Annotated in this window: 23 protein-coding genes; 10 read left to right on the top strand and 13 right to left on the bottom strand. The window is 70.0% G+C overall.

Annotated features, from left to right (window positions below):
• Positions 1-5: 5 nt before the first annotated feature.
• The 13 genes from asnB to ACGHC0_RS05580 form a co-directional block, all read right to left on the bottom strand.
• Complete coding sequence (asnB, locus tag ACGHC0_RS05640; RefSeq protein WP_368354365.1) at positions 6-1,847, bottom strand: asparagine synthase (glutamine-hydrolyzing); 1,842 nt, start codon at positions 1,845-1,847, stop codon at positions 6-8.
• A gap of 58 nt (positions 1,848-1,905) precedes the next feature.
• Positions 1,906-3,252: a hypothetical protein gene (locus ACGHC0_RS05635; protein WP_368354364.1), complete on the bottom strand. Its 1,347-nt coding sequence runs from the start codon at positions 3,250-3,252 to the stop codon at positions 1,906-1,908.
• On the bottom strand, positions 3,249-3,992 hold the full coding sequence (locus ACGHC0_RS05630; RefSeq protein WP_368354363.1) for a TylF/MycF/NovP-related O-methyltransferase: 744 nt from the start codon (positions 3,990-3,992) through the stop codon (positions 3,249-3,251). The genes ACGHC0_RS05635 and ACGHC0_RS05630 overlap by 4 nt, the downstream gene beginning before the upstream one ends.
• 133 nt (positions 3,993-4,125) lie before the next feature.
• Entirely contained in the window at positions 4,126-5,082 is a 957-nt protein-coding gene (locus tag ACGHC0_RS05625) for an NAD-dependent epimerase/dehydratase family protein (protein WP_415267654.1), read from the bottom strand.
• Entirely contained in the window at positions 5,079-6,332 is a 1,254-nt protein-coding gene (locus tag ACGHC0_RS05620; RefSeq protein ID WP_415267653.1) for a hypothetical protein, read from the bottom strand. Before ACGHC0_RS05620 ends, ACGHC0_RS05625 begins: the two co-directional genes overlap by 4 nt.
• A complete protein-coding gene (locus ACGHC0_RS05615; RefSeq protein ID WP_368354360.1) occupies positions 6,329-6,781 on the bottom strand; it encodes a hypothetical protein in 453 nt (150 codons plus the stop codon). The genes ACGHC0_RS05620 and ACGHC0_RS05615 overlap by 4 nt, the downstream gene beginning before the upstream one ends.
• A complete protein-coding gene (locus tag ACGHC0_RS05610; protein ID WP_415267652.1) occupies positions 6,778-8,448 on the bottom strand; it encodes an ABC transporter ATP-binding protein in 1,671 nt (556 codons plus the stop codon). The genes ACGHC0_RS05615 and ACGHC0_RS05610 overlap by 4 nt, the downstream gene beginning before the upstream one ends.
• 80 nt (positions 8,449-8,528) lie before the next feature.
• Complete coding sequence (locus ACGHC0_RS05605; protein WP_415267651.1) at positions 8,529-9,005, bottom strand: lasso peptide biosynthesis B2 protein; 477 nt, start codon at positions 9,003-9,005, stop codon at positions 8,529-8,531.
• A 126-nt stretch (positions 9,006-9,131) separates the two neighbouring features.
• A complete protein-coding gene (locus tag ACGHC0_RS05600) occupies positions 9,132-10,289 on the bottom strand; it encodes a nucleotidyltransferase family protein (protein ID WP_415268383.1) in 1,158 nt (385 codons plus the stop codon).
• Positions 10,279-11,112: a sulfotransferase domain-containing protein gene (locus ACGHC0_RS05595; protein WP_415267650.1), complete on the bottom strand. Its 834-nt coding sequence runs from the start codon at positions 11,110-11,112 to the stop codon at positions 10,279-10,281. The genes ACGHC0_RS05600 and ACGHC0_RS05595 overlap by 11 nt, the downstream gene beginning before the upstream one ends.
• Entirely contained in the window at positions 11,109-12,014 is a 906-nt protein-coding gene (locus ACGHC0_RS05590) for a hypothetical protein (protein WP_368354355.1), read from the bottom strand. Before ACGHC0_RS05590 ends, ACGHC0_RS05595 begins: the two co-directional genes overlap by 4 nt.
• Positions 12,015-12,057: 43 nt before the next feature.
• Positions 12,058-12,339 (bottom strand): PqqD family protein, encoded by a 282-nt coding sequence (locus ACGHC0_RS05585; protein WP_368354354.1) that lies wholly within the window; start codon positions 12,337-12,339, stop codon positions 12,058-12,060.
• Between the two features lie 56 nt (positions 12,340-12,395).
• On the bottom strand, positions 12,396-13,088 hold the full coding sequence (locus tag ACGHC0_RS05580; protein ID WP_415267649.1) for a class I SAM-dependent methyltransferase: 693 nt from the start codon (positions 13,086-13,088) through the stop codon (positions 12,396-12,398).
• A gap of 169 nt (positions 13,089-13,257) precedes the next feature.
• Between ACGHC0_RS05580 and ACGHC0_RS05575 the strand changes: the two genes are divergently transcribed.
• The 10 genes from ACGHC0_RS05575 to ACGHC0_RS05530 all read left to right on the top strand — a co-directional run bounded on the left by ACGHC0_RS05575 (position 13,258) and on the right by ACGHC0_RS05530 (position 26,884).
• Positions 13,258-13,413, top strand: a complete 156-nt coding sequence (locus ACGHC0_RS05575; RefSeq protein ID WP_415267648.1) for a hypothetical protein — start codon at positions 13,258-13,260, stop codon at positions 13,411-13,413.
• Between the two features lie 36 nt (positions 13,414-13,449).
• Positions 13,450-15,372 (top strand): asparagine synthetase B family protein, encoded by a 1,923-nt coding sequence (locus tag ACGHC0_RS05570; RefSeq protein ID WP_415267647.1) that lies wholly within the window; start codon positions 13,450-13,452, stop codon positions 15,370-15,372.
• A 168-nt stretch (positions 15,373-15,540) separates the two neighbouring features.
• The gene (locus ACGHC0_RS05565; RefSeq protein ID WP_368354350.1) at positions 15,541-16,818 is read left to right on the top strand and encodes a C4-dicarboxylate transporter DctA; all 1,278 of its coding nucleotides are present in this window, start codon (positions 15,541-15,543) and stop codon (positions 16,816-16,818) included.
• Between the two features lie 99 nt (positions 16,819-16,917).
• A complete protein-coding gene (locus ACGHC0_RS05560; protein WP_415267646.1) occupies positions 16,918-18,753 on the top strand; it encodes a methyl-accepting chemotaxis protein in 1,836 nt (611 codons plus the stop codon).
• Between the two features lie 28 nt (positions 18,754-18,781).
• On the top strand, positions 18,782-19,477 hold the full coding sequence (locus ACGHC0_RS05555) for a GntR family transcriptional regulator (protein WP_107132310.1): 696 nt from the start codon (positions 18,782-18,784) through the stop codon (positions 19,475-19,477).
• Positions 19,478-19,626: 149 nt separating this feature from the next.
• A complete protein-coding gene (locus tag ACGHC0_RS05550) occupies positions 19,627-21,153 on the top strand; it encodes an NCS1 family nucleobase:cation symporter-1 (protein WP_405045325.1) in 1,527 nt (508 codons plus the stop codon).
• A gap of 26 nt (positions 21,154-21,179) precedes the next feature.
• Positions 21,180-21,965 (top strand): aspartate/glutamate racemase family protein, encoded by a 786-nt coding sequence (locus ACGHC0_RS05545; protein WP_415267645.1) that lies wholly within the window; start codon positions 21,180-21,182, stop codon positions 21,963-21,965.
• Positions 21,966-22,017: 52 nt separating this feature from the next.
• Positions 22,018-22,833: a GntR family transcriptional regulator gene (locus ACGHC0_RS05540; RefSeq protein WP_368354347.1), complete on the top strand. Its 816-nt coding sequence runs from the start codon at positions 22,018-22,020 to the stop codon at positions 22,831-22,833.
• Positions 22,834-22,934: 101 nt separating this feature from the next.
• Positions 22,935-24,431, top strand: a complete 1,497-nt coding sequence (locus tag ACGHC0_RS05535; protein WP_415267644.1) for a nucleobase:cation symporter-2 family protein — start codon at positions 22,935-22,937, stop codon at positions 24,429-24,431.
• 152 nt (positions 24,432-24,583) lie between these two features.
• Positions 24,584-26,884, top strand: coding sequence for an NADP-dependent malic enzyme (locus ACGHC0_RS05530; protein ID WP_415267643.1), 2,301 nt, complete (start codon positions 24,584-24,586; stop codon positions 26,882-26,884).
• Positions 26,885-26,897: the final 13 nt, after the last annotated feature.

The following is a 26,897-nucleotide window of genomic DNA, read 5'->3' as shown; positions in this document are numbered from 1 at the left end:
GGCGGCTACGCATACACGCTCCCGTACCAGAGCGCGACCGACACCGCGAACCACAGCGTGCTGTGGGCACGGCCACCGGCCAGCTCGCGGCGCAGCCGCGGCAGGTCGAGGAAATCGCCCAGGCCCTGCGGAAGCGACGCCAAGATGTCCTGCAGGGGCATGCGGTCCACCAGGAACTGCTCGGCGTGGCCGAAACCCGTGCTTTTGCGCTGGCCGACGATGCGTGCCGGCAGGTCGGCGGAAAAGGCCTCCCGCAGCAGCGCCTTGCCATGGTAGTCGCCCATGCGCCGGTGCGCGGGCGTGGCGAGCGCGCGCTCCACCAGGCGGTAGTCGAGGAACGGCGCCCGCACCTCCACGCCCGCATGCATGCTGTTGCGGTCCGTCATGCGCAGCACCATGGGCAGGTTCGTGGCCAGCACGTCGGCGCGCAGGCGGGCCTGCGCATCGCCGCGCCGGTCGGCCCGCAGTGCCTGCAGGCGTGGCGCCTGCGCGTGCCACAGGGCGGCAGACATGCTGGCCACGCTCGGCCGCTGCCGCCGCAGCAGCGCGCCGAGCGGCCGGGCCGGGAGATCCCAGGCCAGGCGGTTGAGCAGCAGCCGCGGGTCCACCGCCCCGCCTGCCAGCAGCCGTGCCAGCGTCGGAAGCCTGAGGCCGTGCAGCGCGCTACGCGCGGCCAGGGCCAGGTACAGGCGCACATAGCCGCCGAACAGCTCGTCCGCGCCCTCGCCGTTGAGAACGACCTTGTAGCCCGCATCGCGGATGGTCCGGTACATGCGGAAACTCGCCAGGATGGATGGGGTGCAGAAAGGCTCCTCCTGTGCCTGCGCCAGTGCCAGCAGCTCGTCCGCGCCGGGCACCGCGTGGGCACGGTGCACGTGGTGGCGGTCCGAGTGCCCCCATCCGGCCATCGAGGCGGCCGCCGCTTCGACTTCGTCGAAGCCGGCGTGGGCCCCGTCGCGGTAGCCGTACGTGAAGGCCCCCCCGAAGCAGGTGCGGGGCGCAGCCCCGGCATGCAGGCCGATGTGCGTCAGTATGGAGCTGTCGAGCCCTCCCGACAGCAGCGTCACGCTCGGCACGTCGGAGCGCAATCGCAGGCGCGTGGCGTCCTGCAGCAGGGCTCGCACCGCCCCGGCATCGAGCGGCGGGACCTCCCCGGGAGCGGGCCACCGGTGGTAGGAACGCCGCGTGGTGCGTCCCGCAGGCGATACGCGGTAGAGCCACCCGGGAGGCACCGCCTGGATGCCTTCGTAGAAAGTCTCGCCGCAATGGTCGGACAGGCCCGCCACCAGGAAATCGAAGATCGCCCCCGGATTCGGCGCGGGGTGTCCGCCCAGCGCGGCGGCGATCGCACGGATCTCGCTGCCCAGCACCAGGTGCCGCCCGTCATGGTGCAGATAGAGCGGCTTCACGCCGAGGCGGTCTCGGCAATAGACCAGGTCGCCCGTCTCCTGCTCCAGCAGCACCACCGCCCACATGCCGTTGCAGCGCGGGAAGAATCCCTCCCCCCAGGCGCGCCAGCCGTGCAGGATCACTTCCGTGTCGCTGTCGGTACGGAACCGGTGGCCGAGCCCTTCCAGTTCCGCGCGCAGCTCCAGGAAGTTGTAGATCTCGCCGTTGAACACCACCACGTTGCCGGTGTCCGGACAGCGCATGGGCTGCGTCGCCGCGCTGCTCAGGTCGATGATCGACAGGCGGCGATGGCCGAGCACGGTCGGCGCGGGCTGATCGGTGCACCACAGGCCCTGCGCATCCGGCCCCCGGCGTGCGAGCGCGGCGAGCGCCCGCTCCGCACGGTCCTGCAGCGCCGCTCCGGCCACGAAGCTGCGCAATGCCACTACGCCGCACATCGCAGGCTCCAGGCACGCGGGGCCGCGAGGCCCCGGGAAAAGGCTGCGGCGACACGGGTCATGAAGGACGACCTCCCGCGACCCGCAGCAGGCCGTGGCAGCGCCAGGCGGCCCATGCCGTTGGCAGAAGCAGCAGCAAAGCGGCCGGCCCCCCACCGCCAGACCCGGCCCACGGCAACCCCGCCAGGAGAAGTGCCAGCAGCGCCGCCCAGCCTCCCGCATTGGGCCGCAGGCCGCACAGCCACAGGCTGGCCGCCATGATTCCCAGCACGCCCAACAGCCGGCCCCACAGCAATGGCACCGGCGCCGACGCTGCCGCCGCGACCACCTGCAGCAGTGTGCTGACCGCCAGGCACCACACGAACACGCGCAGCAGCGCCTGCTCGCGGCGGCGCCCGATCAGCAGGGCCGACAGCACGCTGGAAAAAAGCACGATCGCGCCCGCCACCAGCACCGGCATCACCCACGGCAGCCACTCCTGTTGCTCGGCATTGCCCCATCGCGCGGCAGCCGGCCAGAGCAGCAGCGCGGCGGGCGCCGACAGGCCGAGCACCAGGGACATCAGGCCGCAGGCCCAGCGCACGCCGGTATCGGTGTGCGCCTCGGCCAGCAGCAAGCGGTTGAACTGGTTGAAGACCCCGCCCGCGCCATTGAGCAGGTAGCCCAGCAGCAGATAGGCCGGAACAAAAGCGGGTGCCGCCGAGGCCAGCAGGAACGGCGTCAACCGGTCGTGCAGCGTGCCGGCGATACCCAGCGCAGAAAGCCGCAGGGCAGCCCCCAGCATGCGCCCTCCCCCTACCGCCGGCAGAAGCAGGCGAAGCGGCGCCCCGAACACGGCGATATTCACGGTGGCCTGCACCAGGTAGCCAACGGTCACCGCGATGCCCGCGCCCATGCCGCCCTCCCAGCCCGGCGCACCGCGCAATGCCAGCCATGCGAGGGTCGCCGCCGGCACCGCGACCTGCTGGACACCGAAGCCGGCCAGGCGCCGTCCCTGCGCCAGCAGGGGCGCCGAGTAGCCGACCAGTCCCAGCAGCGTGGCCGGCAGCACCGAGAGCAGGTAGGCGAAGCCCTCGCCCTGTCCGCGCGATGTCCACCAGGCGCCCGCCACCCACGCCAGGTCCAGCACCAGCGTGGCCGCCAGCCGGTGGCACAGCGCCTGCCGCCAGCGCAGCACCCAGCCCTCCGAGGCGGGATCCTCGCGCAGGAACAGCGATGCGTAGCCGAGGTCCGCCAGGAACAGAACGGTCAGGAGCCCGAGGTGCGCCAGCCCGACGTCCGCATAACCCTGCGTTCCGAAGTGGCGCAGCAGCATCCACTGGAACAGCAAGGTGAAGCCCTGCCCTGCCATGTACGAAACCGCGCCGGAAAGGAATCCCGCGCGCATCCGGGCGGAAGCGTTCATGGGCGTGGAGGCGGCGTGAATTGCGGAACATGGCAGAGAAAGGCACGCGATGCCGGACCATAGGCGAACCACGGCTCGAACTCGATGCCGGAGCGCTCCGCGCATTCCCTCAACGCCCGGCGCTCGCCGCGCTGCCGGTCAGCCCGGAACAGGTCGTAGTCGTCGCACAGCAGTACGCTACCCTGAACCAGCCGCGATTCGATCAGCGCGAGGGCGTCCCGTGCCGAGGCATACAGATCGCAGTCCAGGTGCACGATCGCCGCCTGAGTGCTGCCGATGGCTCCGGCATTGTCAGAGAACAGTCCGGGCACCAGCACCAGATCCGGAGCACGCAGGCCTACCGCCGCACACCGCGCCACGGCCTGGGACTGTGCTGCCAGAAAGCTGCCTGTGGCCAGGGTGTCCTCGCCTTCGTCGTTGGCCGGCATGCCCGCGAAGGTATCGAAGCCATGGAACCGGGGCGGCCGGGAGAGAAAATCGAGCACCGTCCCCTGACGGCGGAACGGCAGTCCGGCATTGCGCTCCATGCGCTCGCGCTGGTGACGGTAGCACAGCCAGGCATGGGCCAGGCTGTTGCCGCGGTACACGCCGAACTCGTAATAGTCGCCTGCAAGCTGGGTGGCATGCACGTAGGCCCAGGCCCGGTAGAGCGCGCCCAGAGCGTCGTTGCGGTGCAGGTTGGCCCCCGCCCGAAGACGTCGATAGGCAAGCTTGAAGCGTTCGAGGGGCCTCAGGGACAAAGCAGGACTCCTTGGTTCGGGCAAGGCCGCATTTCGCCCGTTTCGCCATGGAGACGGCAGGGAGTGCAGTTCCGCGCACCGCTACGGCTCCAGGAAACCGTCCTTGGCGAAACAGGCAGTACGTCCAGACTATTCACATGCTTGGCCAGCGGGCTCCGTCGCGACCAGGCGCCAGCGTCCGCTGCAGCGCCTCGCGCAGGGTGCAGCGGGTCTTCCAGCCCAACAGCGCAGCCGCCTTCGCTGGATCACCGAGTTGGTGGGCACGATCATGGGGCCGCTTGCGCCCCGGGTCCACCTCCACGCGGGGCATTCGTCCCAGCAGCGTGCCGATCTCCGACACCAGTTCGCCCACCGAATGCTCCACGCCCGAGCACAGATTGAACACGTCGAATGCCACCTCGCCGCGAGAGTCATCGAGCAATGCTGCCAGCCCCTGCGCGGCTTCCTCGGCATGCATGTAGTCCCGGCGCGGCTCCAGGTTGCCCAGCCGCAGCAGCGGCTCCGCCGAAGGGTCGGCATTGATCTGCGCCAGCACGTCGGGGATCAGGTGCGCGTTCGGATCATCGTGCGCGATGCAGTTGAACAAGCGCGCGACGCGGCCGCGGCGCCCGGCGCCCAGGCCGCACCACAGGCGCAGCTGGCCCTCGTTGCACAGCTTGGACAGCGCATAGTTGTCGCGCGCCTCCGTGGGGCTGCGGTCTTCCGCCAGCGCTTCGCAACCCCAGGCGTACACCGCGCCGCTGGAAGCGATCACCACCTGCCGCACATCCGCCTCGCCCGCCGCATGCAGCACGCTCTCGGTTCCCACCACGTTCACCTGCAGGCAGTGCATGCGCCGCATCTCGCAGGTCGGAATATGGTGCACGGCGGCCAGGTGCACCAGCGCATCCGCCCGGAAATCGCGCAGCATCGCCGTGACCGCGCCGGTATCGCGCACATCCGCCACTGCCGCGGCCTCCAGCCCCTGCGGCATCGCCATGCCACTCGACAGATCGTCCAGGCCCGCGACGGTGTCGCCGCGCTGCTGCAGCACGGCCACCAGCCGCCGCCCGATCATGCCGGCCGCGCCGGTCACCAGCACCCGCCTCATGCGTTGCCCCCCCGGGCCCCACCCTCCGGCAGCCTGCGCCGCAGGCGCTCCGGCAGCCAGGCGAAGAGCGGATCCTGGCGGGCGGACCAGCCACCCGGCATCCCGCCTGCACGGCGCAGCGCCACGTAGGACGCCAACGCCAGGGACAGCGCCAGAAGCGTGCCGGCGAAAACCGCCGCCGCGACGAACGCGGGCCGCCGCGAGGGCAGCGGTGCAACCGGCAGCGCCGGCGAAGCCTTGTAGCGCAGTTGACCGGCCCTGGAGCGGGACTGCTCCAGGTTCATCCGGATCTCGCTGCCGGCCTGCCGCTGCGCCGTGTTCTCCGCGGTATCGGCGGGGAACAGGCCGGCCAGGCACTGCCCCATCCAGTCGGCCAGTGCCTTGCCGGAAGACAGCCCGTCCAGGCGTTCATCGACGCGGTCCAGGAAGCGCTGCTTCCACTCCAGTTGTTCCAGTTCGCGCACACCCTTGCGCAGTTGCGACCGGGTATCGGACATGGTGGATTCCAGCGCCACGATCTGGGCCAGCGGCGACAGGTACCGCCCGCCGCCATCGCCCACCGACACCACCGTGTTGACTTCGCTGCGGCGCACTTCCGGATACTGCTGCAGCAGCCTCTGCATGTCCTCCACCTGCTGCCGGCCCTGCTCGATGGCGAACTGCCGCCGGATCTGCTCGATCTGCAATTGCGAGCGCTGCTCCAGCACCTCCTGCCGCATCCGGTCCAGGTATTCGCGCAGGTCCCCCCAGAGCATGATCTGGCGGATGTGCGATGCGATCACGGCGAACTGCTGCGCCGCAGCGGCTTCGTCGCGCACCTGGAGCGAGACCTCCAGCCCCAGTGCCCCGACTTTCTTGGGATCGATGTTGATCTGCTCACGGATGTCGTCCCTTCCCACCGTGCTGCGATAGCCCACCCGCGTGCTCCAGTAGCGCGGCTGCTGGAACTGCCTCTGCAGCCTGGCGCCCGAACCGTCGGGCAGGGAGGCGTCGGCCAGCGTGGCCGCGACCAGCTGGCGGTCCGACAGCAGGGGCTGCAGCCTGCGCCACTGGTCCAGCGACATCTGGGGGGTCTCGAGCAACGCGGTGGCACCGTAGAGCGGATACCGCAGGGCCAGCCCGCCGGCCACCAGCGCAGCCAGCAGCGCGAGCGGAACCAGCAGCATGCCGAAGTCGCGGTAGAAGCGCAGCAGCTCCAGCAGCAGGTCACCCAGCGATACATCGCCGCTTCGCTCACGCACTTCGTTCATCGCTGGTATCGGGTCAGTGGCGGCATCTCGGAACGCCGGAGAGACTGCATCGGCATGGCGCCGGTCTGCGATAGCGTGGAACGGTCCACGCGGCCTCGGCGAATGGGGCAGGTTGTACCATATCCATGGGCGCGCCAAGGCCTCAGGAAACCGCGGGAAGCCAGGCGTTCCGCAATCCGAAGTACAGCACGCTGCCCGCGTTCGCGCATCACGAGGGTGCGCAGGCCGGCATCCTGCGCCAGCGCCAGCAGCGTCGCCAGATTGAGCAGATAGGCATGGCGGCCGAACCCGGACGGCTCCATGCACCGGGCCAGCCATACCGACAGCGCCAGGGACACGGCCGCGACGAAGGCAACGGACAACCACTGTACCGACAGCGCGCACGCGCCTGCCCGCCAGTGCACAGGCAGCAGCCGGCCCCATGCGCGCATCCTGTCCGGCAGGCTCACCGCGCGCCCACCCAGTACGGCGCCACGTCGTCCCAACGCCCCTGCATGCGGACCCGCCCCTGCTCCATCAGCACGACATGGTCCGCCCGCTCCAGCAGGGCGAGCCTGTGGCCGATGACGACCACGGTCAGGTCGCCGTGCAGTCGCTCCAGGGCCTCGCGCACGCGTGCTTCGTTGCCGGGGTCCAGGGCGCTGGTGGCCTCGTCGAGGATCAGCAGTGCCGGGCGCTGCAACAGCGCGCGCGCCAGGGCAAGGCGCTGCCGCTCGCCACCCGACAGCTGCACGCCACGCTCCCCCACCACGGTGTCCCAGCCCTGTGGCAGGGCATGCACGAACTGCGCGCAAGCCTGCTCCAGGGCCTGGCGCAAGGCATCGTCATCGGCATCGGGCGCGGCCAGAAGCAGGTTGCTGCGCACGCTGTCGTTGAACAGGAAGGTGTCCTGCGATACGTAGGCGACAGCCCGCCGCCAGGCACGGCGCGCACGGGCGTCCAGGGGCACGCCGTCGATCTCCAGCGCTCCCTCGTCCGGGCCCAGCAATCCGCACAGCACGTCGGCCAGGGTGCTCTTGCCGGCGCCGGAGGCGCCGACGATGGCGGTGGTCGTCCGCACGGGCAACGTGAGGGAGACATCGTCCAGCGCCCGGACCGCACGGCCTTCGTAGCGCACTCCGACGCTGCGCAGGGCGATCGCCGTACGCACGTCGGGCACCGCCTCCTGGGCAGCCTCCTCCGGTTCGGCCCAGTCGCGGGCATCGGCCAGCTGGCGCTCCACCCCGGCGAAGGCGGGCGCCGCATGCAACCACATCTGCTGTTGCTGGTGGCCCATCGCCAGCAAGGGCAGCAGGCGGGCGAACACCAGCACCAGCGTAAGCAACTCGGCGACCGGCACAGCCCACACCCGCAACCCCAGGTACACATACGCGGCCAGCAGCAACGCGCCGGCGCTGTGCAGCAGGGCCTTGGACAGGCTCAGCCCGGTGGAGAAGCGCAGTTGCTGGTCGCGCAGCCTGCCCGCGTCGCCGGCAATCCAGGCACGGTAGCGCGCCTCCGCCCCCAGGATCTTGGCCAGCCGCAATCCGGCCAGGCTGTCGTGCAGGCTGCCATGCAGGCGCTGGCTGGCCACGGTGAGCTGCCGCCCCAGGGCCATCACGGCGCGCCGGTGCCCGGCCAGCAGGGCCAGCAGCAGCGCGCCGCCCAGGGCGCAGGCGAGCGCCAGCTTCCAGTGCAGCGCGAAGGCGGCCAGCAGGTACACCGCGGCGGTGGCCAGAGACGCCAGCATGCCCATGCCATGTCCCAGGCCGATACCGATGCGCGCCACATCGCTGAGCATGAGGTTCGCCTGTTCTGCCGTACGCTGCGCGACCACCCAGCGCCACTGCGCGCCGAGCAGTGCAGAGAAGCTGGCCTCGCGCAGCCGGTCCGCCACCTGCTGCTGCAGCCGCGCCGCGGCGCATTCCCGCGCATACTGGATCGCGTTGCGCAGCAGGATCAGCGCACAGAACAGTGCCAGCAGCGGCAGCGGCGTTCCTGCCGGCAGGCCCAGCGATTCCGTGGCCTGAACGACGCCCCGCGCGGCAATGCCCAATCCCTCCACGGCTCCGCCCTGCAATACCCCCAGCAGGGGCACCAGCAACAGCACGCCGATGCCTTCCGTGGCGCCTGCCATCAGCATCAACAGGAAAAGCGCCAGGCGCCGGCGCGAAGGCGCCCAGGCCAGAAGCCGCGCCAATGCCCTCCACGGCCCCGTCACGCGCCCTCCGCGCCGACGACGAAGCATCCCGTGCGGGTGAAGCGCTGCGCGCCGACTCCACCGGTCACGAATCCCCGCCCCGCGATGACCCAGGCATGCGCCTGCAGTTGCGACGCGTCCGAACGCGCCACCCCGAAGCACACCACATGGGGAATCCCGAACAGTCCAAGCAGACAGCGCGCCGCCAGCGCCTGGGCCAGGCAATTCGACTGCCAGGGGGTGTGCCGGGCGGAAAGGCGCAACGTGCGGCCGATCTGCTGAGCGCGCCGCCGTCCGCGCTCGTCCAGGGGGGGCAGGGGGGGCGGCTCCGCGACCGCGCGCCCCAGCCAGGGCGCGATCCGGCGGAACCCCAGGCAGAGCACGGCCGCCCGCGCGAGCCCCAGCAGCAGCCAGGCCAGGCAGAACAGGCCGCGCTCGAAACGCGGAAGGCGCAGGAAAGCACGCAGGCGCCGCAGGGGCAGCACATCAGACACGCAGGAACATCCGTTCGGAGGAATGGAGGCGGCACGCCGCCATGGGGGAAATGCCACGCATTACAGCGGATACGGAGTGCCCGCACAACGCAGGAGAAAGGTACTGCATCCTGGTGGCCTCCCCTGTCAGCCGCGCTGGCGCCTGGCGAGGTGGCGCGCTGCCAGCCGCAGAACCCGCACCGCCGGGTAGGCCCACTCCAGCCGGCGGGGCAGAGCCAGCGCAGCGCGATCGCCGTCGGTGGGGGCCAGCAGGACCGGAATGAGCTGCACGCGCCCGCGCCAGCCCGACTGCAGCGACAGAAGCCATCGCACATAACGGACCACGCCCATCCGCGCCGCCAGTTCCGCGCCACGGTCGGAGCCCAGCGCATCCAGGTGCGGCAGCAGCGCCTCGGCCGCTGGACGGGCCGCGTGCAGCAACGCGGGCTGGCGGCGCAGCACGGCAGGCACCTCCAGGCCCAGCGTCGCCTCCACGAGCAGCGCGGCCATCGCCAGAGATCGCTCGACACCCAGTTGCCGGGCCAGCGCCAGCGTGGCGTCCCAGTCCAGCGTGGGGCTGCGCAATGCCAGTGCCATGTCCACCAGCCAGAAGGCACGGTGCCAGTGGTGCTTGGTTCCGTGGAACGCGGCATAGGCCACGGCAGCGGGCGGCGCCAGCGTGGGAACGTCGGTTCCACCCAGCCGTACCGTGGTGACGTGCCGCTCCCACAGTGCTGCCGCCTCCAGGTTGAACTGGCTCCGCCGGTTGGCGAGCCGCAGGTGCAGTTCCACCACCACGCCCGTGGCGGCATGGCGCAGTGGCAGGTCGTGGTGCCCGGCGCCATAGCGCTCCAGGTCCGCCACGGCGGCAGGGTCGGGCAGATAGCCGAGGGCCTGCAGCGGCGGCAGGGCCCGCGCCATGTTCTCGGGATCGACCAGCACATCGATGTCGCTCGCCTCGCGGCGCAGGGGGTCGCCGAACAGCGCCGCATAGCCCTGGCCCTTGATCAGGCAGAACCGGATGCCGGCGCCCCGCAGCGCATCGGCGACGCCGCGCACGGCCGCGGCGTGCTGCAACGTGCGCAAGGCCATGCGGCGCTGGCGATCGCGCAATACCGAGCGCAGCGCTGAAGGAAGTCGGGCATCGAGCCGGCCTGCGTCCGGCAGCGCCAGGGCCAGCCGGTGCCGGATCAGGGCACGCGTGAATGCCCCCTCATCGACCGTAGCGCATGCATCTCCGCCCGCTTCTCCCCGCCAAAGCGCCAGGAGGCAGCAGAACGCGGGGGACCAGGCTTCACAGCGCATCGGCACCGTAGCCCAGTCTCCGCATCACGTCCCCATGTGCGTCCACGATCCGGTCCACCTGCCCCGGCTGCAGCGCCGTACGCCACGCGCCGGACCGTCCCTGGCGGAAAAAGCGCTGCTGGCCCTTCTGGCGCTCGGCGAAACCTTCGCGCTCCTCCATGTCGCGCAACGTTCCGAAATCGCACGCACGCACTGCGCGCGCCACGACATCGGCGTCCGCCGGCAACCCCAGGAACCGTGCGAGCCGCGCGGCTTCACCCGCGGGATCGGCCAGCAGCGCTTCGTAGCGCAGCAGCAGCCGGGATGCCGGCGCATGGTCCAGCCAGGACACCACGTGCCCGGACCACGATCCGTACCGCTGCGGCACCTGCGGGCGGAGCGAGGACATGCCGCGGCCGACCGTCCATTCGCCGTCCGCCATCCGCGCGATGGCGGTATCCACGTCCACCCCCATGTGGTCCGCCCAGGACGACGCCACGTCGCGGGGGTCGCGCACGATGTAGACCGACCCCAGGGTCACCTCCGGAGGGAACAGTTCCGCGTCGCACCGGTCATGGACCTTCAGCATGCAAAGGCGCCGGGAACCCTCTTCCCGGTGCGCCTGCACGCGCATCGCCCTCAGTTCGTCGCCCAGCATGTCGGCGGTACCGATATCGATGCTGGCTTCGATCCAGGTCCGGGAGGCCGAGCTGGGCACGGCATCGGCCAGCCTGTCCAGCCGCACGGGCGCGCCGCCGGACAGCAGGCTGGCGATCAGGCACCGCACCCAGGTATTGCCGGACTTGGGATACGAGGCGATCCAGTAGATGCCGTGGCGCGTCATGGACCGAACCGCGCCTCGATCATGTCGGCAGTGGCGTCCAGCGCATCGAATCGGCGCGGGCGCTGCAGCGTCCAGACGGGCACCGTGCGGCCGATGGAGGCGGCCTGCGCGAACGTGGAGGCCTGCAACCCCATTTGCACGGCCGCCCTCCTCCTCGACAGCAGGCCGTGCAGAACGGGTACCGCGGCGGTGGGCGATAGTGGCCGCAGTTCCGCTGCAGGGCCTTCGCGCAGCACGAGCACGGCGTCCAGGGACACAGGCCGGGGATCGAAGCCCGCCTGCGGCTGAAGGTCGTATTTGTCCAGGCCGTCCCGCACCTTCGGCACCCCGGTACCGTCCATCCCCAGCGCATCCATGGCCTCGCCCCAGAGCTTGAGGCGCGGAAACGCCGGCAACACCTGCATGCGGCCGTTGCCGGCGGGGACGTCCAGCACGGTGAGGTCGTCGCCGAGCAGCCCATGGCCGCGCCGCAGCAGGGCGGCCGCCAGCGTGGACTTGCCGGCACCGCTGTGGCCCGCGATGGCCAGCGTGCGCGACCCGATGCGCAGGCAGGCGGCATGCAGGGGGAAGAGCCCCCGCTGCAGGCACAGGCAGGACAGCGCCGACCCGAGCAGGAACAGGCGCCAGCCCGCATCGTCGGGGCGCAGCCGCTCCACGCGCATGGTGCGCCCGCCGTGGACATGGATGCGCACCAGGTCGGGGATCTGCATGAGAACCGCGCCGTCCTCGCCCACGTCCAGCCAGGGAGATCCCGGCGCGGAGCCGGGCCGGCCGGGAACCGGCCCTTCCTCGACGAGGATGTCCTCGGGCTCTGCAGCGGACCCGGTCCACGCGGGAAGCTCGGGCAACTCCATGCTGCTGCGGACATGCCAGCCGCACACCTGGTAATGGTGGGCACTCATGCGCGGCGCCTCCTCCCCGGAAAGCGCCGGGCGTCCGTGCCGCTCACCGGCGCAACTCCACGGCGCCGGCTTCCTGCAGCTTGCCCAGCAGCACGGCCACGTCGGCCTCGATGGCCGCCCGGTCGCCTGCATAGATGGCTTGCAGGCGGTCGCACAGCGACGAGAAGGTGCAAGGCTGGGCAATGCACGTCCAGACATCGTGGCCGACCGGGTCCAGCGCCAGGTACGTCCCGCGTTCGGCGATCATGATGACCAGTTCCTCGCCCATCTCCGCGGCAAGGCAGTCGGGCGCATGGGCGATCAGCGCCTCCGGTTCAACGTTCATCCGCTGCATTCCTTCGAAAGGTGGACATCGCCCGGGGTGAGCGCCGTCGGGAAATTCTACCGACGCACCACCGCCAGGCGGCGGAAAACGGCTTCGCCGTCGGCCTGGTCCTCGAGTCGCCGGTGGTCCGGCCCGAACAGCGGCGTGTCGGCGCGCGCCACGGCCGGCAGGCTCAGCACCGGCTCGAACCAGCGGGCGGCCCGCGCGTCGCGCAGGCGGAAGTTGGCATGGCGCAGCACCAGCAGCCCGCCGGGCCGCAGGCAGCGCGCGAAATCCTCCAGCTGCGCCTCGAAATCCTCGAAGCGGATGAGGTGGTCGCAGCGTTCGCCCGGGTGCCGTGCCAGGTCGCCACGGCGCATCACCGCCAGGCAGAAGACGGCGTCGAAGGCGCCCTCCGCCTCCGCGGCCGTACTTCCCGCCACGCGGAATTGCACGCCGGGGTCCGGCCGTTCCCGGAGCCTGCGCCGGCAGGTGGCGATATGGCCCGGGTGGATGTCCAGTCCGGTGATGAGCGCCTGCGGGAAATGGTGCCGCAGGCTGGCCACCTCCTCGCCGGTCGAGCAGCCGAACGACAGCAGCCGGGGAGCCCCAATGCCGGACAAGGCCTGCCGGACAAATGCGAAGAGATGCGGATACCGGTGGATGGAAGTGGTGCCGTAATCCTGGAAGAGCGGCTCGGACGAGGTCAGGCGCAACCATGCATAGCCCCGGCCTTCCCTGTCGCGCAATGCGCGGTACAGCAACCTCATGCCGGTCTTCGCGTGCCATCGGAACCAGGACCACTCCATCTGGCCGATGGTACGGAAATCATGGGCACTCCAGCGGTCCTGTCGAGCCGCCGGCAAAGCGATGCCATTTATGATGCACGGCGCGCCACCACCCTCGCCGGGTACCCGCAGAGCCAAGGAAGGACAACCCATGAACGACGACGCATCCTCGATATCCGGAGACCTGCCGCAGCAACCTGCGCGCAAGCCCTGGACCACACCCGTCGTGTCTTTCCTTTCGATGGATCAAACCGAGAACGGCCTAGGGGGCGGTATCGACGGTAATGGCTCCACGGGCGCCTCCTGAGTGATCTCTGCTCGGCCGTGATCGGCTCGGACGTCGATGAGTGATTTCGCCGGCGTCTGGCACTTGGACGGACGGCCCGTGGCGCCGGACCTGGTCGAACGGCTGGGCTGCGCACTGCAGGCGCGGGACATAGGGCCCGCACGGGTCTGGCATGGCGGCGACATCGCCATCGTGCACCGGCAGCATGTCTTCACGCCGGAAGACGAGGACGAAGCGATGCCGTACGCCGGATCCGAAGGCCCCGTGCTGGCGGCCAATGTCTCGCTCGCGGCCCGGACAGAGCTTGCAGGCGCGCTGGGCCCGCCGTTCTCGGCCTCGCAGCCGGACGGCCGCCTGCTGGCGGGAGCGCTCCACCGCTGGAACGCTGCGGCATTGCCCCGGCTTTACGGCTCCTTCGCGCTGGCCTGGTACCGCCCGGACCGCCGGCACCTGATGCTGGCGCGCGATCCGGTCGGCATGCACTCGCTGTTCATCCATCGCAGTCCCCGCATGATCGCGTTTTCTACCCGGCTGCGGGCCTTGCTGGCACTGCCGGGCATCCCCAGGGACCTGGACGAACGGGCGCTGGCCGATCAGCTGATCATGGACCGCCGCCGGCCGCAGCGCACCATCTACCAGGCCATCGACCGGGTGCTGCCAGGACAGGCCATGCACCTGACGGCCGAAACCACGCAGGCCGAGCCCTGGTGGTCGCTGCCGGAAGCGGGCTCCCTGCGGCTGGGCAGCGACACCGAAGTCGAGGCCGCAGCCGCTGAAGTCCTGGACCGCGCGGTGGCCGATGCATTGCGTTCCCGCGGGCCCGTGGGCGCATGCCTCACCAGCGGGCTCGACAGCGGTTCCATCGTGCTGTCGGCTGCACGGCAACTGGCTCCCGCACCGTTGCTCGCCCTCACGCGCAAGCCGCAGGCTGCCACCGCCGCAGAAAACGCGACACACTATTACGAGGAATTCTCCCGGGCGCGGCTGCTGGCCGCCGTCCATCCCGGGATCGACTGGCACGTGGTCGGCGATGACGGCGGCGACTGGGGCGAACACGGCAACGAGCGCTGGTGGCAGGAGCATGGCCAGCCGGTGCGCTCGCCATTGAACATAGCCTGGTTCTTCCCGCTCAACCGCTTCCTGCGCTCGCGTGGAGGCAACGTGCTGTTGGGAGGAGAAATGGGCAATTCCTTCTTCAGTTTCGACGGACGGGTCCGCCTGCCTGAACTGCTGCGTGGCAGACAGTGGGCCGCCCTGACGCAGGAGACGCGGGCCCTGGCACGCTCCGAAGGACTGTCCTTGCGCAAGGCGGTACAGCGCCATGTGGTGCGCCCCTTCATGCCGATGTCCGTGCTGCGGCTCTGGCACCGTCTTCCACGCCGGGTCTGGACACAGTACGCAGCGATCCGGATGGACTGGGCCCGCGACATCGGCCTGCACCGCGATATGGACCAGGACCGCTACCGGCTGCGCCTGGGAGGAAACCATCATTCCGTCCGCACCCTGCGTGAATGGCTGCTCGGACATGCCTCCGCCATGGATGCGTGGGGCACGGTCCGCGCCATGACGGGCGTGGATTTCCGCATGCCGCTCGCCGACCGGCGGGTCATCGAATTCTTCGGCAGCCTGCCGCTGGACCAGTTCCTGCGCGACGGCGTCAGCCGCTCCCTGCCACGGCGCCTGCTGGCCGCGCGCGGCGCCCCGCCGGAGATCCATGCCAACCGGCAGGTGGGCGTGCAGCACGGCGACTGGTTCGCGCGCCTGAGCGCCCAGCGCCCCGCCCTGCAGCGGCAGCTCGATGCCCTGCAAGGCTCTGCGCTCGCAAGCCGGGTGCTCGACCTGCCGCGGCTGCAGGCGTTGATGGACCAATGGCCGCACGGCGCCGAGGCCGCCGAGCCGCGGCGCGAAGAGTACCTTCAGATGCTGGGACACGGCCTGCAGATGGGCGGTTTCCTGGCATGGCATGAAAGCAGCGCCTGAGCGTCCTTCAGCGCCACCATCGCCAAGGCCGGGCACTTGCCCGGCTTTTTTTCGCCTGGGCGACACGTAACCAGGGATTACCCGCATCTGACTCGGCCATTTACTGTCTACATTTTTTGTATGCAAGACTGGCGCACAAGACATCGCGCCCATCCCCGGGGGTTTTCCATGCATTTCCTTTTCCGCACCCTGTTCGGCCGCGTCGTGCTGGCCCTCGTGGCCGGCATCGCCGTGGGCCTCCTCTGGCCGCAGTGGGCCGTGCAGCTCAAGCCGCTGGGCGACGGGTTCATCAAGCTCATCAAGATGCTGATCCCGCTGGTGGTGTTCTGCGTGGTGGTGCACGGCATCGCCGGCACGGGGGACCTCAAGCGCGTGGGCCGGGTGGGCATCAAGTCGCTGATCTACTTCGAGGTGGTCACCACCGTCGCCCTGGCCCTGGGCCTGGTGCTGGCCTTCGTGTTCGAGCCCGGCGTGGGCATGAACGTGGACCCGCGCGCGCTGGACGCCTCGGCGCTCAGTGCCTACACCGACACGGCGAACAAGCTCTCGGGCGGCGGCTTCAGCGATTTCCTGCTCAAGCTCATCCCCACCACCGCCGTGAGCGCCTTCTCCACGGGAGATGTGCTGCAGGTGCTGCTGTTCTCGATCGTCTTCGGATGCGCGCTGGCGCTGGTGGGCGAGCGCGGTGCCCGCGTGGCCGGGCTCATCGAGGATTTCTCGGTGGTGCTGTTCCGCGCCATGGGCCTCATCATCCAGCTCGCGCCCCTGGGCGTGCTGGGCGCCATCGCCTTCACCGTGGGCAAGTACGGCGTCGGCTCGCTCAAGCAGCTCGGCATGCTGGTGGGGCTGTTCTACATCGCCGTGGCGCTGTTCGTGGTGGTGGTGCTCGGGCTCATCATGCGGTTCTCGGGATTCAGCCTGTTCAAGCTGCTGCGCTACCTGCGCGAGGAACTGGCCGTGGTGTTCGCCACCACCTCGTCGGACAGCGTGCTGCCGCAGATCATGGCCAAGCTCAAGCACATGGGCGTGCGCGACTCGACCGTGGGGCTGGTCATTCCCACCGGGTACTCGTTCAACCTGGACGCGTTCTCCATCTATATCACGCTCGCGGCCGTGTTCATCGCCCAGGCGACCAACACGCCCATCAGCATGACCGACCTGCTGACCATCCTCGCGATCTCGCTCGTCACCTCCAAGGGCGCGCACGGCGTGCCGGGCTCGGCCATCGTGGTGCTGGCGGCCACGCTGCACGCGATCCCGGCCATTCCCGCCATCGGCCTGGTGCTGGTGCTGTCGGTGGACTGGTTCATGGGCATCGCCCGGGCGCTGGGCAACCTGGTGGGCAATTGCGTGGCGACGGTCGCCATCGCCGCCTGGGAAGGCGACATCGACCGGGAGCGCGCCCGGGCCGTGCTCGACGGCCGGGATGTGCCTCCGGTGGCCTGAGCGGCTGGGGCGCATTTGCAACAGTCAGGCGTTTTGCGTAAACAAAAGAAACCTTCTGCGGTGTAATCGAAGCGCTTTTCTGCCCGAAGGTTTCCCCCCATGCTCCAGACACTGCGCTCCAAGATCCTTTTCATCAGCACCGCCACGGTCGTGTGTGCGCTGGCGGTCACCGGGGCGGCCACCTACACCATCACCCGCGCGAGCACCTTCGAGACCATCGAGCAGGACCTGAATGCGATCGCCGCCGGCAACGCCATGGCGGTGGACCAGTGGGTGGCCGCCAAGGGCACGGCCGTGCAGGCGACGGCGGCAGCCATCGAGCACGGCGACCCGCAGGGCTACGTGCCGCTGATGGGCAAGGCCAACGGCTTCCCCATCACCACCGTCGGGTGGGAAGACAAGACCTTCTTCTCCACGACCAAGACGGCCCCGGGCTACGACCCCACGGCACGCCCCTGGTACCAGAGTGCCGTGCAGGCCGGCAAGCTGGCCGTCACCAAGCCCTACGGCGACTCGACCACCGGCGTGCCCTACGTGGCCTTCGTGGCGCCGATGCTGCGCGCCGGCAAGCTCGAGGGCGTGCTGAGCGGCGCGGTGCCGCTCGACGGCGTGCGCGAGGTGGTCGCGGCCATCCGCCCGACGCCCGGCAGCTTCGGTTTCGTGGTCAACAGCGACGGACAGGTCATCGCGCATGCCGACGCCAAGCTGGCGCTCAAGTCGGTCACCGAGATTTCGCCCGTGCTGACGCCGGCCACCATGGCGTCCCTGGCCACGTCGGACAAGCCGCTCGAGGTCGAGATGGACGGCGCGGCCAAGCTGCTCAAGGGCCGCACCGTGCACGGCACGGACTGGACGCTGATCGTGGCGCTGGACAAGACCGAGGCCACGGCCGGCCTGCGCAGCGTGCTGCACACCCTGGCCATCGCGATCGTGCTGCTGGCACTGGCCGCGGCCGGCGTCGCCGCCCTGCTCACTGCCACCTCCTTCCGCCGCCTCTCGCAGGTGCGTGACGCCATGGACCGCATCGGCTCCGGCGGCGGCGACCTGACCCAGCGCCTGCCCGTGTCCGGCCGCGACGAGGTGGCCCAGATCGCCTCCTCGTTCAATGCCTTCGTCGAACAGATCGGCACGGTGCTCAAGGATGTGCGCCACGGCGTGGAATCGATGAAGACGGCCACCGACGAGATCCGCGCCGGCAACCAGGACCTCTCCAACCGCACCGAGGGCTCGGCGAGCGCGCTGCAGGAAACCTCCGCATCGCTGTCGCAGCTCACCGGCACCCTGCAGCAGTCGGCGGAGTCCGCGGCCCAGGCCACGCGCCTGGCGAATGCGGCGAGCGCCTCCGCCCTCAAGGGCGGCGAGGTGGTGGCCAGTGCCGTCAACACCATGGACGACATCTCCAGGGCCTCCTCCAAGATCGGCGAGATCATCGGCGTGATCGACTCCATCGCCTTCCAGACCAACATCCTGGCGCTGAACGCGGCCGTGGAAGCCGCACGCGCGGGCGAGCAGGGCCGCGGCTTCGCCGTCGTGGCCGGCGAGGTGCGCAGCCTGGCGCAGCGCAGCGCGGAGGCCGCCAAGGAAATCAAGGCGCTGATCGACGCCTCGGGCGCCAGCGTGCTCACCGGCACCGAGCGCGTGCGCGCGGCCGGCGAGACCATGGGCGAGATCGTGGACGGCATCCAGCGCGTCACCCAGATCATCGGCGAGATCAACGGCTCCATGGCCGAGCAGAGCTCTGGCATCGCGCAGATCAACCAGGCCGTGGCCGAGATGGACCGCGCCACGCAGCAGAATGCGGCCCTGGTGGAGGAATCCACCGCCGCCTCCGGCGTGCTCAACGACCAGGCGCACCACCTGTCGCGCACCGTGGCGGGCTTCACGCTCGACGAGCGTTCCGAACAGGGCTCCCACGCCCTGGCCCTGCCGCGCTGAGCGCGCCAGGACAGCAGCGGCCGCACCGATGGGCATCAGCCAGAGCCAGATCGCACAGCAGGTCGTCGAGTCCATCCTGGCGCAGAAGCTGGCGCCCGGCGAGCGGCTGGGCGAGCAGGACCTGGCCGACCTGTTCGGCGTGAGCCGCACCATGGTGCGGGAAGCGCTGATGCAGCTGCAGGCCCGCGGTTTCGTCGAGGTGCGCGCGCGGCGCGGCTGGTACGTGGTGGAGCCGTCGGTGGAGGACGCACGCGACGCCTTTTCCGCGCGCCGCATCATCGAATCCGGCATCCTGGCCGACGCCGGCCGGCCGCTGCAGCAAACCGTGGTGCCGCGCCTGCGCGCCCACATCGACGAGGAGCGGCGCGCGATCGAAGGCGCGGATGCCGCGACGCGCGCCTTCCTGCTGGCGGATTTCCACGTCTGCCTGGCCGAGGCGCTGGGCCACCGCACGCTCAGCGACCTGCTGCGCGACCTCACGGCCCGCACCACGCTGGCCGCATCGCTCTACCAGTCGCAGCACGGCGCCAGCCAGTCCTGCGAGGAACACGCGGCCATCGTCGAAGCCCTGGAAGCCGGGGACACCGCCCTGGCCCGGGAGCGGATGCTGGCGCACATCGGCCACGTGGAAGACGCGCTCGACCCGGGCCAGCCCCTGGTGCGCGACCGGCTGCGCGAATCGCTCGCCCCCCTGGCCGCCGCGGCCCGGCCCGCGGCGGACTGAGCGCCCCTCCCCATCTCCTGCACCCTGCACCGCCTGCTGGCAATCGGGTAAGCACCGAGCCCCAGGTGCGCGCCGGGCCTTTGAATGCATCCATTTTTTGTATACAAACTCGCATGCATTCTGGGAAGCCAACACAAGGAGACAACCCCATGCAATCCGCCACCAGCCCGGCGGGCACCGCAGGCCCCGCCGCGATCGCCCAGCCCGCCACGTCCATGCCCGCGCCCGCCGCCCCGGCCTCGCCCCACGCCGGCAACGCGCTCATCAAGCCCGGCTATGACCCGCGCCTGACCAACGAGGACCTCGCCCCGCTCAGGAAACAGACCTGGGGCCAATACAACATCTTCGCGTTCTGGATGTCGGACGTGCACAGCGTGGGCGGCTACGTCACTGCCGGCAGCCTGTTCGCGCTCGGCCTCTCGAGCTGGCACGTGCTGGCGGCGCTGCTGATCGGCATCGTCATCGTGCAGTTCTTCTGCAACCTGGTGGCCAAGCCCAGCCAGGTGACGGGCGTGCCCTACCCCGTGATCTGCCGCGCCTCGTTCGGCGTGCTGGGCGCCAACATCCCGGCCATCATCCGCGGGCTGATCGCGGTGGCCTGGTACGGCATCCAGACCTACCTGGCCTCCAGCGCCTTCATGATCCTGGCGCTGCATTTCCACCCCTCGCTCGACGCCTATGCCGATGTCACGCGGCACGGTTTCGCGGGCCTGTCCACGCTGGGCTGGGTGTCGTTCATGGTCATGTGGGTGCTGCAGGCGCTGGTGTTCTGGCACGGCATGGAGGCCATACGCCGCTTCATCGACTGGGCCGGCCCGGGCGTCTATGTGGTGATGGCCATCCTCTGCGGCTGGCTGGTCTGGAAGGCCGGCTGGAAGAACATCGACCTGAACCTGGGCGGCGTGCGCTTCCAGGGCTGGGACGCGGTGCCGGTCATGCTCTCGGCCATCGCCCTGGTGGTGAGCTACTTCAGCGGCCCGATGCTCAACTTCGGCGACTTCTCCCGCTATGGCAAGAGCTTCGACGCGGTGAAGAAGGGCAATTTCTGGGGCCTGCCGGTCAACTTCGTGTTCTTCTCGCTGCTCACCGTGGTCACCACCGCCGCCACGCTGCCCGTGTTCGGCGAACTCATCACCGATCCGGTCCACACCGTGGGCCGCATCGACTCCACCACCGCCGTGGTGCTGGGCGCGCTCACCTTCATGATCGCCACCGTGGGCATCAACATCGTGGCCAACTTCGTGTCGCCCGCGTTCGACTTTTCCAACGTGGCGCCGCAGCACATCAGCTGGCGCACGGGCGGCATGATCGCCGCCGTCGGCTCGATCTTCATCACGCCCTGGAACCTCTACAACAACCCGCAGGTCATCCACTACACGCTGGACATCCTGGGTTCGTTCATCGGCCCGCTGTTCGGCATCCTGATCGCCGACTACTACTTCGTGCGCCGCCAGCAGGTGGCGGTCGATGACCTCTACACCATGGACACGCAAGGCCGCTACTGGTACCAGGGCGGCTACAACCCGCGCGCCGTGATGACCATGGTGCCGGCCGCGCTGGTGCCCATCCTGTGCGTGGTCGTGCCGGGCTGGCGCGGCGCCGCCAGCTATGCCTGGTTCATCGGCATGGGCCTGGGCCTGGTCATCTACCTGGCACTGAACCGCAAGCAACACTGAAACCGAAGAAGGAACGGGCAGCGCCCATGCGTATCAAGATCATCAATCCCAACACCACCTGGAGCATGACCGAGAAAATCGGGGCCTGCGCGCGCGCCGTGGCGCGGCCGGGTACCGAGGTCATCGCCGTGAGCCCCGCCATGGGCCCGGCGTCCATCGAGAGCCATTACGACGAGGCGCTGGCCGTGCCCGGCCTGCTGCAGGAGATCGCCCGCGGCGAGGAGGACGGCGTCGATGGCTACGTGATCGCCTGCTTCGGCGACCCCGGCCTGAAGGCCGCTCGCGAACTGGCACGCGGCCCGGTGGTGGGCATCGCCGAGGCCGCCATGCACCTGGCGAGCATGGTGGGATCGCGCTTCTCGGTGGTGACCACGCTGGGCCGCACCACGGGCCAGGCCTGGCACCTGGCCGAGATCTACGGCATGGAGCGCTTCTGCGCCAACGTGCGCGCCTGCGAACTGCCGGTGCTGGAGCTGGAAGTGCCCGGCTCCGACGCCCGCGAACGCATCACGCAAGAGTGCCGGCGCGCGCTGGCCGAGGACGGCTGCGACGCCATCGTGCTGGGCTGCGCCGGCATGGCCGACCTGTGCGGGCACATCGGCGGCGTGCTGGGCGTGCCGGTGATCGACGGCGTGGCAGCCGCCACGACCCTGGTCGAATCGCTGGTGACCCTGCGCCTGGCCACCAGCAAGCACGGCGAACTGGCCCGGCCGCTGCCCAAGTCCATGGCCGGGGCGCTCGCCGGCTTCGCGCTGGGCGAGGCTCCCGCGGCCGCGGCACCGCCGCCCGTGCCGGCACTGCGGCGCGCCTGACCGCGGCGGCGTCTTTCCACGGGTGGCAACCGCTTGCCGCGACAATCCCGCCATGCCCCGCGCCGCCCAGACTCCCGCTCCCGCTCCCGCCTCCGCTCCCGCCGCCCCCGCACCGGCACGCAAGGCGCGCGTCCCCCGGCCGCCCGCGCCGCCGGCGCAGCGCGCGGACACACCCGCCGCCACGGAGGCCGCGCAGGTCTCCATCGAAGGCATCGCGCGCGACCTGGCGACCGCCATCGTCGAGAAGCGCCTGCCGCCCGGCACCTGGCTGCGTGAGGAAGCGCTGGGGCGCATCTACTCCGTGAGCCGCACCAAGGTGCGCGCCGCGCTGGTCATGCTCGCCAAGGACCGGCTGATCGAGACCATTCCCGACAAGGGCTCGTTCGTGAGCCGGCCCAGCGTGCAGGAGGCGCGCGAGGTCTTCGCCGTGCGCCGCATCCTGGAGAGCGAGGTCGTGCGGCTGTTCGTCGCCCGCGCGAAGCGGGCCGACTACCAGCTGCTGGAGCAGCACATCCGCTTCGAGCGCACGGCGCTCAAGGCCGGCCCGGCCACCGGCAGCGTGCAGGAGAAGCTGCTGGGCGACTTCCACGTCGCGCTGGCCGAGGCCGCGGGCAACCACACGCTGGCCCAGCTGGTCCAGGAGATGGTGGCGCGCAGCTCCCTCATCGCCATGCTCTACCACTCGTCCAACGACGCGCACTGCTCCTCCGGGGAGCATGCGGAGTTCCTGCGCGTGTGCCGCAGTGGCGATGCCGAGGCGGCGGTCACCTGCATGGTGGACCACCTCGACCGCATCGAGGCCAGCCTGGAACTGGACAGCGAGCGGGCCGACCGGCAGCTGGACCTGGTGAAGGCCCTGCTGTCCTGAACGCGGCCGCGCGGGTTTTCCATCGTGGCGGCAGGCATCGGAATTGCATACATTTTTTCCATACAGCCGTGTATGCAGTCCAGTCGCCAAGGATTCCCGCCATGCCTTCCCACTCCATCGAACTCCATCCCGTGGACCAGCGCCTGCCCGCCGGCCAGCTCGCCGCGCTGGGCCTGCAGCATGTGCTGGTCATGTATGCCGGGGCGGTCGCCGTGCCGCTCATCATCGGCCGGGCGCTCAACCTCACGCCCGACCTCGTGGCCAAGCTCATTTCAGCCGACCTGTTCTGCTGCGGCCTGGTCACGCTGATCCAGGCGCTGGGCGCCACGCGCTGGTTCGGCGTGCAGCTGCCGGTGATGATGGGCGTGACCTTCGCGGCCGTGGCGCCCATGGTGTCCATGGCGCAGTCCACCGCCGGCCCGGCGGGCGCGGGGCTGATCTTCGGCTCGGTGATCGGCGCGGGCGTGGTCTCGATCCTGATCGCGCCGCTCATCAGCCGCATGCTGCGCTTCTTCCCGCCCGTGGTCACGGGCACCATCATCGCGGTCATCGGCATCAGCCTGATGCGCGTGGGCATCAACTGGATCTTCGGCAACCCGGTGGGGCCCACGGCGCCCACCGTGGTGAATCCCGACCATGTCAAGTGGCTGGCCGAGGCCCAGGCCGCGGCCGGCGCGCCGGGCTCGTCCCTGCCGCCCGTGCCCAAGGGCTTCGCCGTGGTGCCCACCGTGCCCAACCCGCGCTACGGCGACCTGACGGGCGTGGGCATCTCGGCGCTGGTGCTGCTGTCCATCCTGCTGATCGCCAGGTTCGCGCGCGGATTCGTCGCCAACATCTCGGTGCTGCTGGGCATCTGCATCGGTGGCGCGGTCGCCACCGCCCTGGGCCTGATGACCTTCGACAAGGTCGCCAGGGCACAGTGGTTCGACCTGGTGCTGCCCTTCGAGATCGCGGCGCCCGTCTTCGACCCGGTGCTGATCCTCACCATGACGCTGGTCATGGTGGTCGTGATGATCGAATCCACCGGCATGTTCCTGGCGCTGGGCGAAATGACCGGCCGCAAGGTGGACCAGGCGGCGCTGACGCGCGGCCTGCGCACCGACGGCCTGGGCACGCTGATCGGGGGCCTGTTCAACACCTTTCCCTACACGAGCTTCTCGCAGAACGTGGGCCTGGTGGCCGTAACCGGCGTCAAGAGCCGCTTCGTCTGCGTGGCCGGCGGGCTGATCCTGATCCTGCTGGGCCTGGTGCCCAAGATGGCGGCGCTGGTCGAATCGCTGCCCACCGTGGTGCTGGGCGGCGCGGGCCTGGTGATGTTCGGCATGGTGGCGGCCACCGGCATCCGCATCCTGGGCGCGGTGGATTTCAAGACGAACCGCTTCAACGCCATGATCGTGGCCGTGTCCATCGGCGTGGGCATGGTGCCGCTGGTGGCGCCCAACTTCCGCCAGTGGATGCCGCACGCCATCCACCCGCTGATCGAATCCGGTATCCTGCTGGCCTCGATCACCGCCGTGCTCCTGAATGTCTTCTTCAATGGCACCAGCCGCGACACCTCCGCGGCCGTGGATGCCGCCCGGCAGGCCGAAGCGCACTGAGCCCGGCCTGCCCCGGCACCGCCCCGCTCCGCACCCGGCGCGGGCATTCGGTCCCCATGCACATATCGCATGGGTCCGGCCCCCCTGGCGCGGGCCCGGCGGTTAAGCTCGATAGGCATCGCCCCTGCGCCTTTTTTTCCGGAAATCCCCGTATGACCAAGCCACTGTCCGCCGCGGAAGCGGCACTGCGCGAAGCAGCGCTCGAATACCACCGCAACCCCAGCCGCGGCAAGATCGCCGTCACGCCGACCAAGCCCCTGTCCAACCAGCGCGACCTCTCCCTGGCGTACTCGCCCGGCGTGGCCTATCCGTGCCTGGACATCCAGGCCGATCCGTCGCTCGCCGCCGAATACACCTCGCGCGGCAACCTCGTGGGCGTGATCACCAACGGCACGGCGGTGCTGGGCCTGGGCGACATCGGCCCGCTGGCCGGCAAGCCGGTGATGGAGGGCAAGGGCTGCCTCTTCAAGAAGTTCGCGGGCGTCGATGTGTTCGACATCGAGCTGGCCGAGCGCGACCCGGACAAGATCATCGACATCGTCGCGGCGCTGGAGCCCACGCTGGGCGGCATCAACCTGGAAGACATCAAGGCGCCCGAGTGCTTCTACATCGAACGCGAACTCTCCAAGCGCATGAACATCCCGGTGTTCCATGACGACCAGCACGGCACGGCCATCATCTCCAGCGCCGCCCTGCTGAACGGTCTGGAGCTGGTGGGCAAGGAGATCGGCGCCGTGAAGGTGGCCGTCTCCGGCGCCGGCGCCGCCGCCATCGCCTGCCTGGACGTCATGGTCGGCCTGGGTGTCAAGCGCGAGAACATCTTCGTGTGCGACTCCAAGGGCGTGATCTACGAGGGCCGCGGCCCGCTGGACGAATCCAAGGCCCGCTACGCGCAGAAGACCGAGGCACGCACCCTGGCCGACGTGGTGAACGGCGCCGACGTGTTCCTGGGCTGCTCCACCGCCGGCACGCTCACGGCGGACATGGTCAAGACCATGGCGGACAAGCCCATCATCCTGGCGCTGGCCAACCCGGAGCCCGAGATCCGTCCCGAACTGGCCAAGGCCGTGCGCCCGGACTGCATCATCGCCACGGGCCGGTCGGACTACCCGAACCAGGTCAACAACGTGCTGTGCTTCCCCTACATCTTCCGCGGCGCGCTCGATTGCGGCGCCACGAAGATCACGCAGGAGATGAAGCTCGCATGCGTGCGCGAGATCGCCGACCTCGCCAAGGCCGAGATGAGCGACGAGGTGGCCGCCGCCTACGCGGGCCAGGAGCTCTCCTTCGGTCCGGACTACCTCATCCCCACCCCGTTCGACGTGCGCCTGATCCTGCGCATCGCGCCCGCCGTGGCGCGCGCGGCCGAGGCCTCGGGCGTGGCCACCCGCCCGATCCAGGACTACGACGCCTACCGCGACAGCCTCACGCGCTTCGTCTACCAGACCAGCATGTTCATGCGCCCGGTCTTCGCCGCCGCCAAGGCCAGCCTGCAGCGCGTGGCCTATGCCGAGGGCGAGGACGAGCGCGTCCTGCGCGCCGCGCAGGTCGCGGTCGATGACGGCCTGGCCAAGCCCATCCTGATCGGCCGCCCCGCCGTGATCGAGATGCGCATCAAGAAGGCCGGCCTGCGCATCCAGCTCGGCAAGGACGTGGAGGTCTGCAACCCCGAGGACGACCCGCGCTTCCGCCAGTACTGGGAGGCCTACCACCGCCTGATGGGCCGCGACGGCATCACGCCCGAAGCCGCCAAGGCCGCCGTGCGCCGCTCCAACACGCTCATCGGCGCGCTGATGGTGCGCCTGGGCGATGCGGACGCGCTGCTGTGCGGCCTGGTCGGCCGCTTCGACCACCACCTGGAGCACGTGCGCACGGTGATCGGCCTCAAAGACGGCGCCGCCGGCCTCGCGACGGTGAACGCCCTCACGCTGGACCAGCACACGCTGTTCATCGCCGACACCTACATCCACGAGGACCCGAGCGCCGAGCAGCTCGCGCACATCGCGCAGATGGCGGCCGAGGAAGTGCAGCGCTTCGGCCTGCCGCCCAAGGTCGCATTCCTCTCGCACTCCAACTACGGCTCGTCCACGCGCCCCTCGGCCCGCAAGATGCGCGCGGCGCGCGACCTGTTCGCAAAGGCCGCGCCCCACATCGAGAGCGACGGCGAACTGCACGGCGACGCGGCCCTGTCGGAGAAGATCCGCCAGAACGCGCTGGAGGACAGCACGCTCACCGGCTCGGCCAACGTGCTGATCTGCCCGAACCTGGACGCCGCGAACATCCTGTTCAACGTGCTCAAGACCACCGGCAGCCACGGCACGACCATCGGCCCGATCCTGCTGGGTGCCGCCGCCTCGGCCCACGTGCTCACGCCCTCCTCCACCGTGCGCCGCGTGGTGAACATGACGGCACTGGCCGCCGCCAACGCCGTGGCCTCCAGGGCCCAGCGCTGAAGCGCCGGGCCCG

Source organism: Acidovorax sacchari (assembly GCF_042847045.1).
In the GTDB taxonomy this organism is placed as follows: Bacteria; Pseudomonadota; Gammaproteobacteria; order Burkholderiales; family Burkholderiaceae_C; genus Paracidovorax; species Paracidovorax sacchari.
This window is presented reverse-complemented; position numbering and strand designations above follow the sequence as displayed.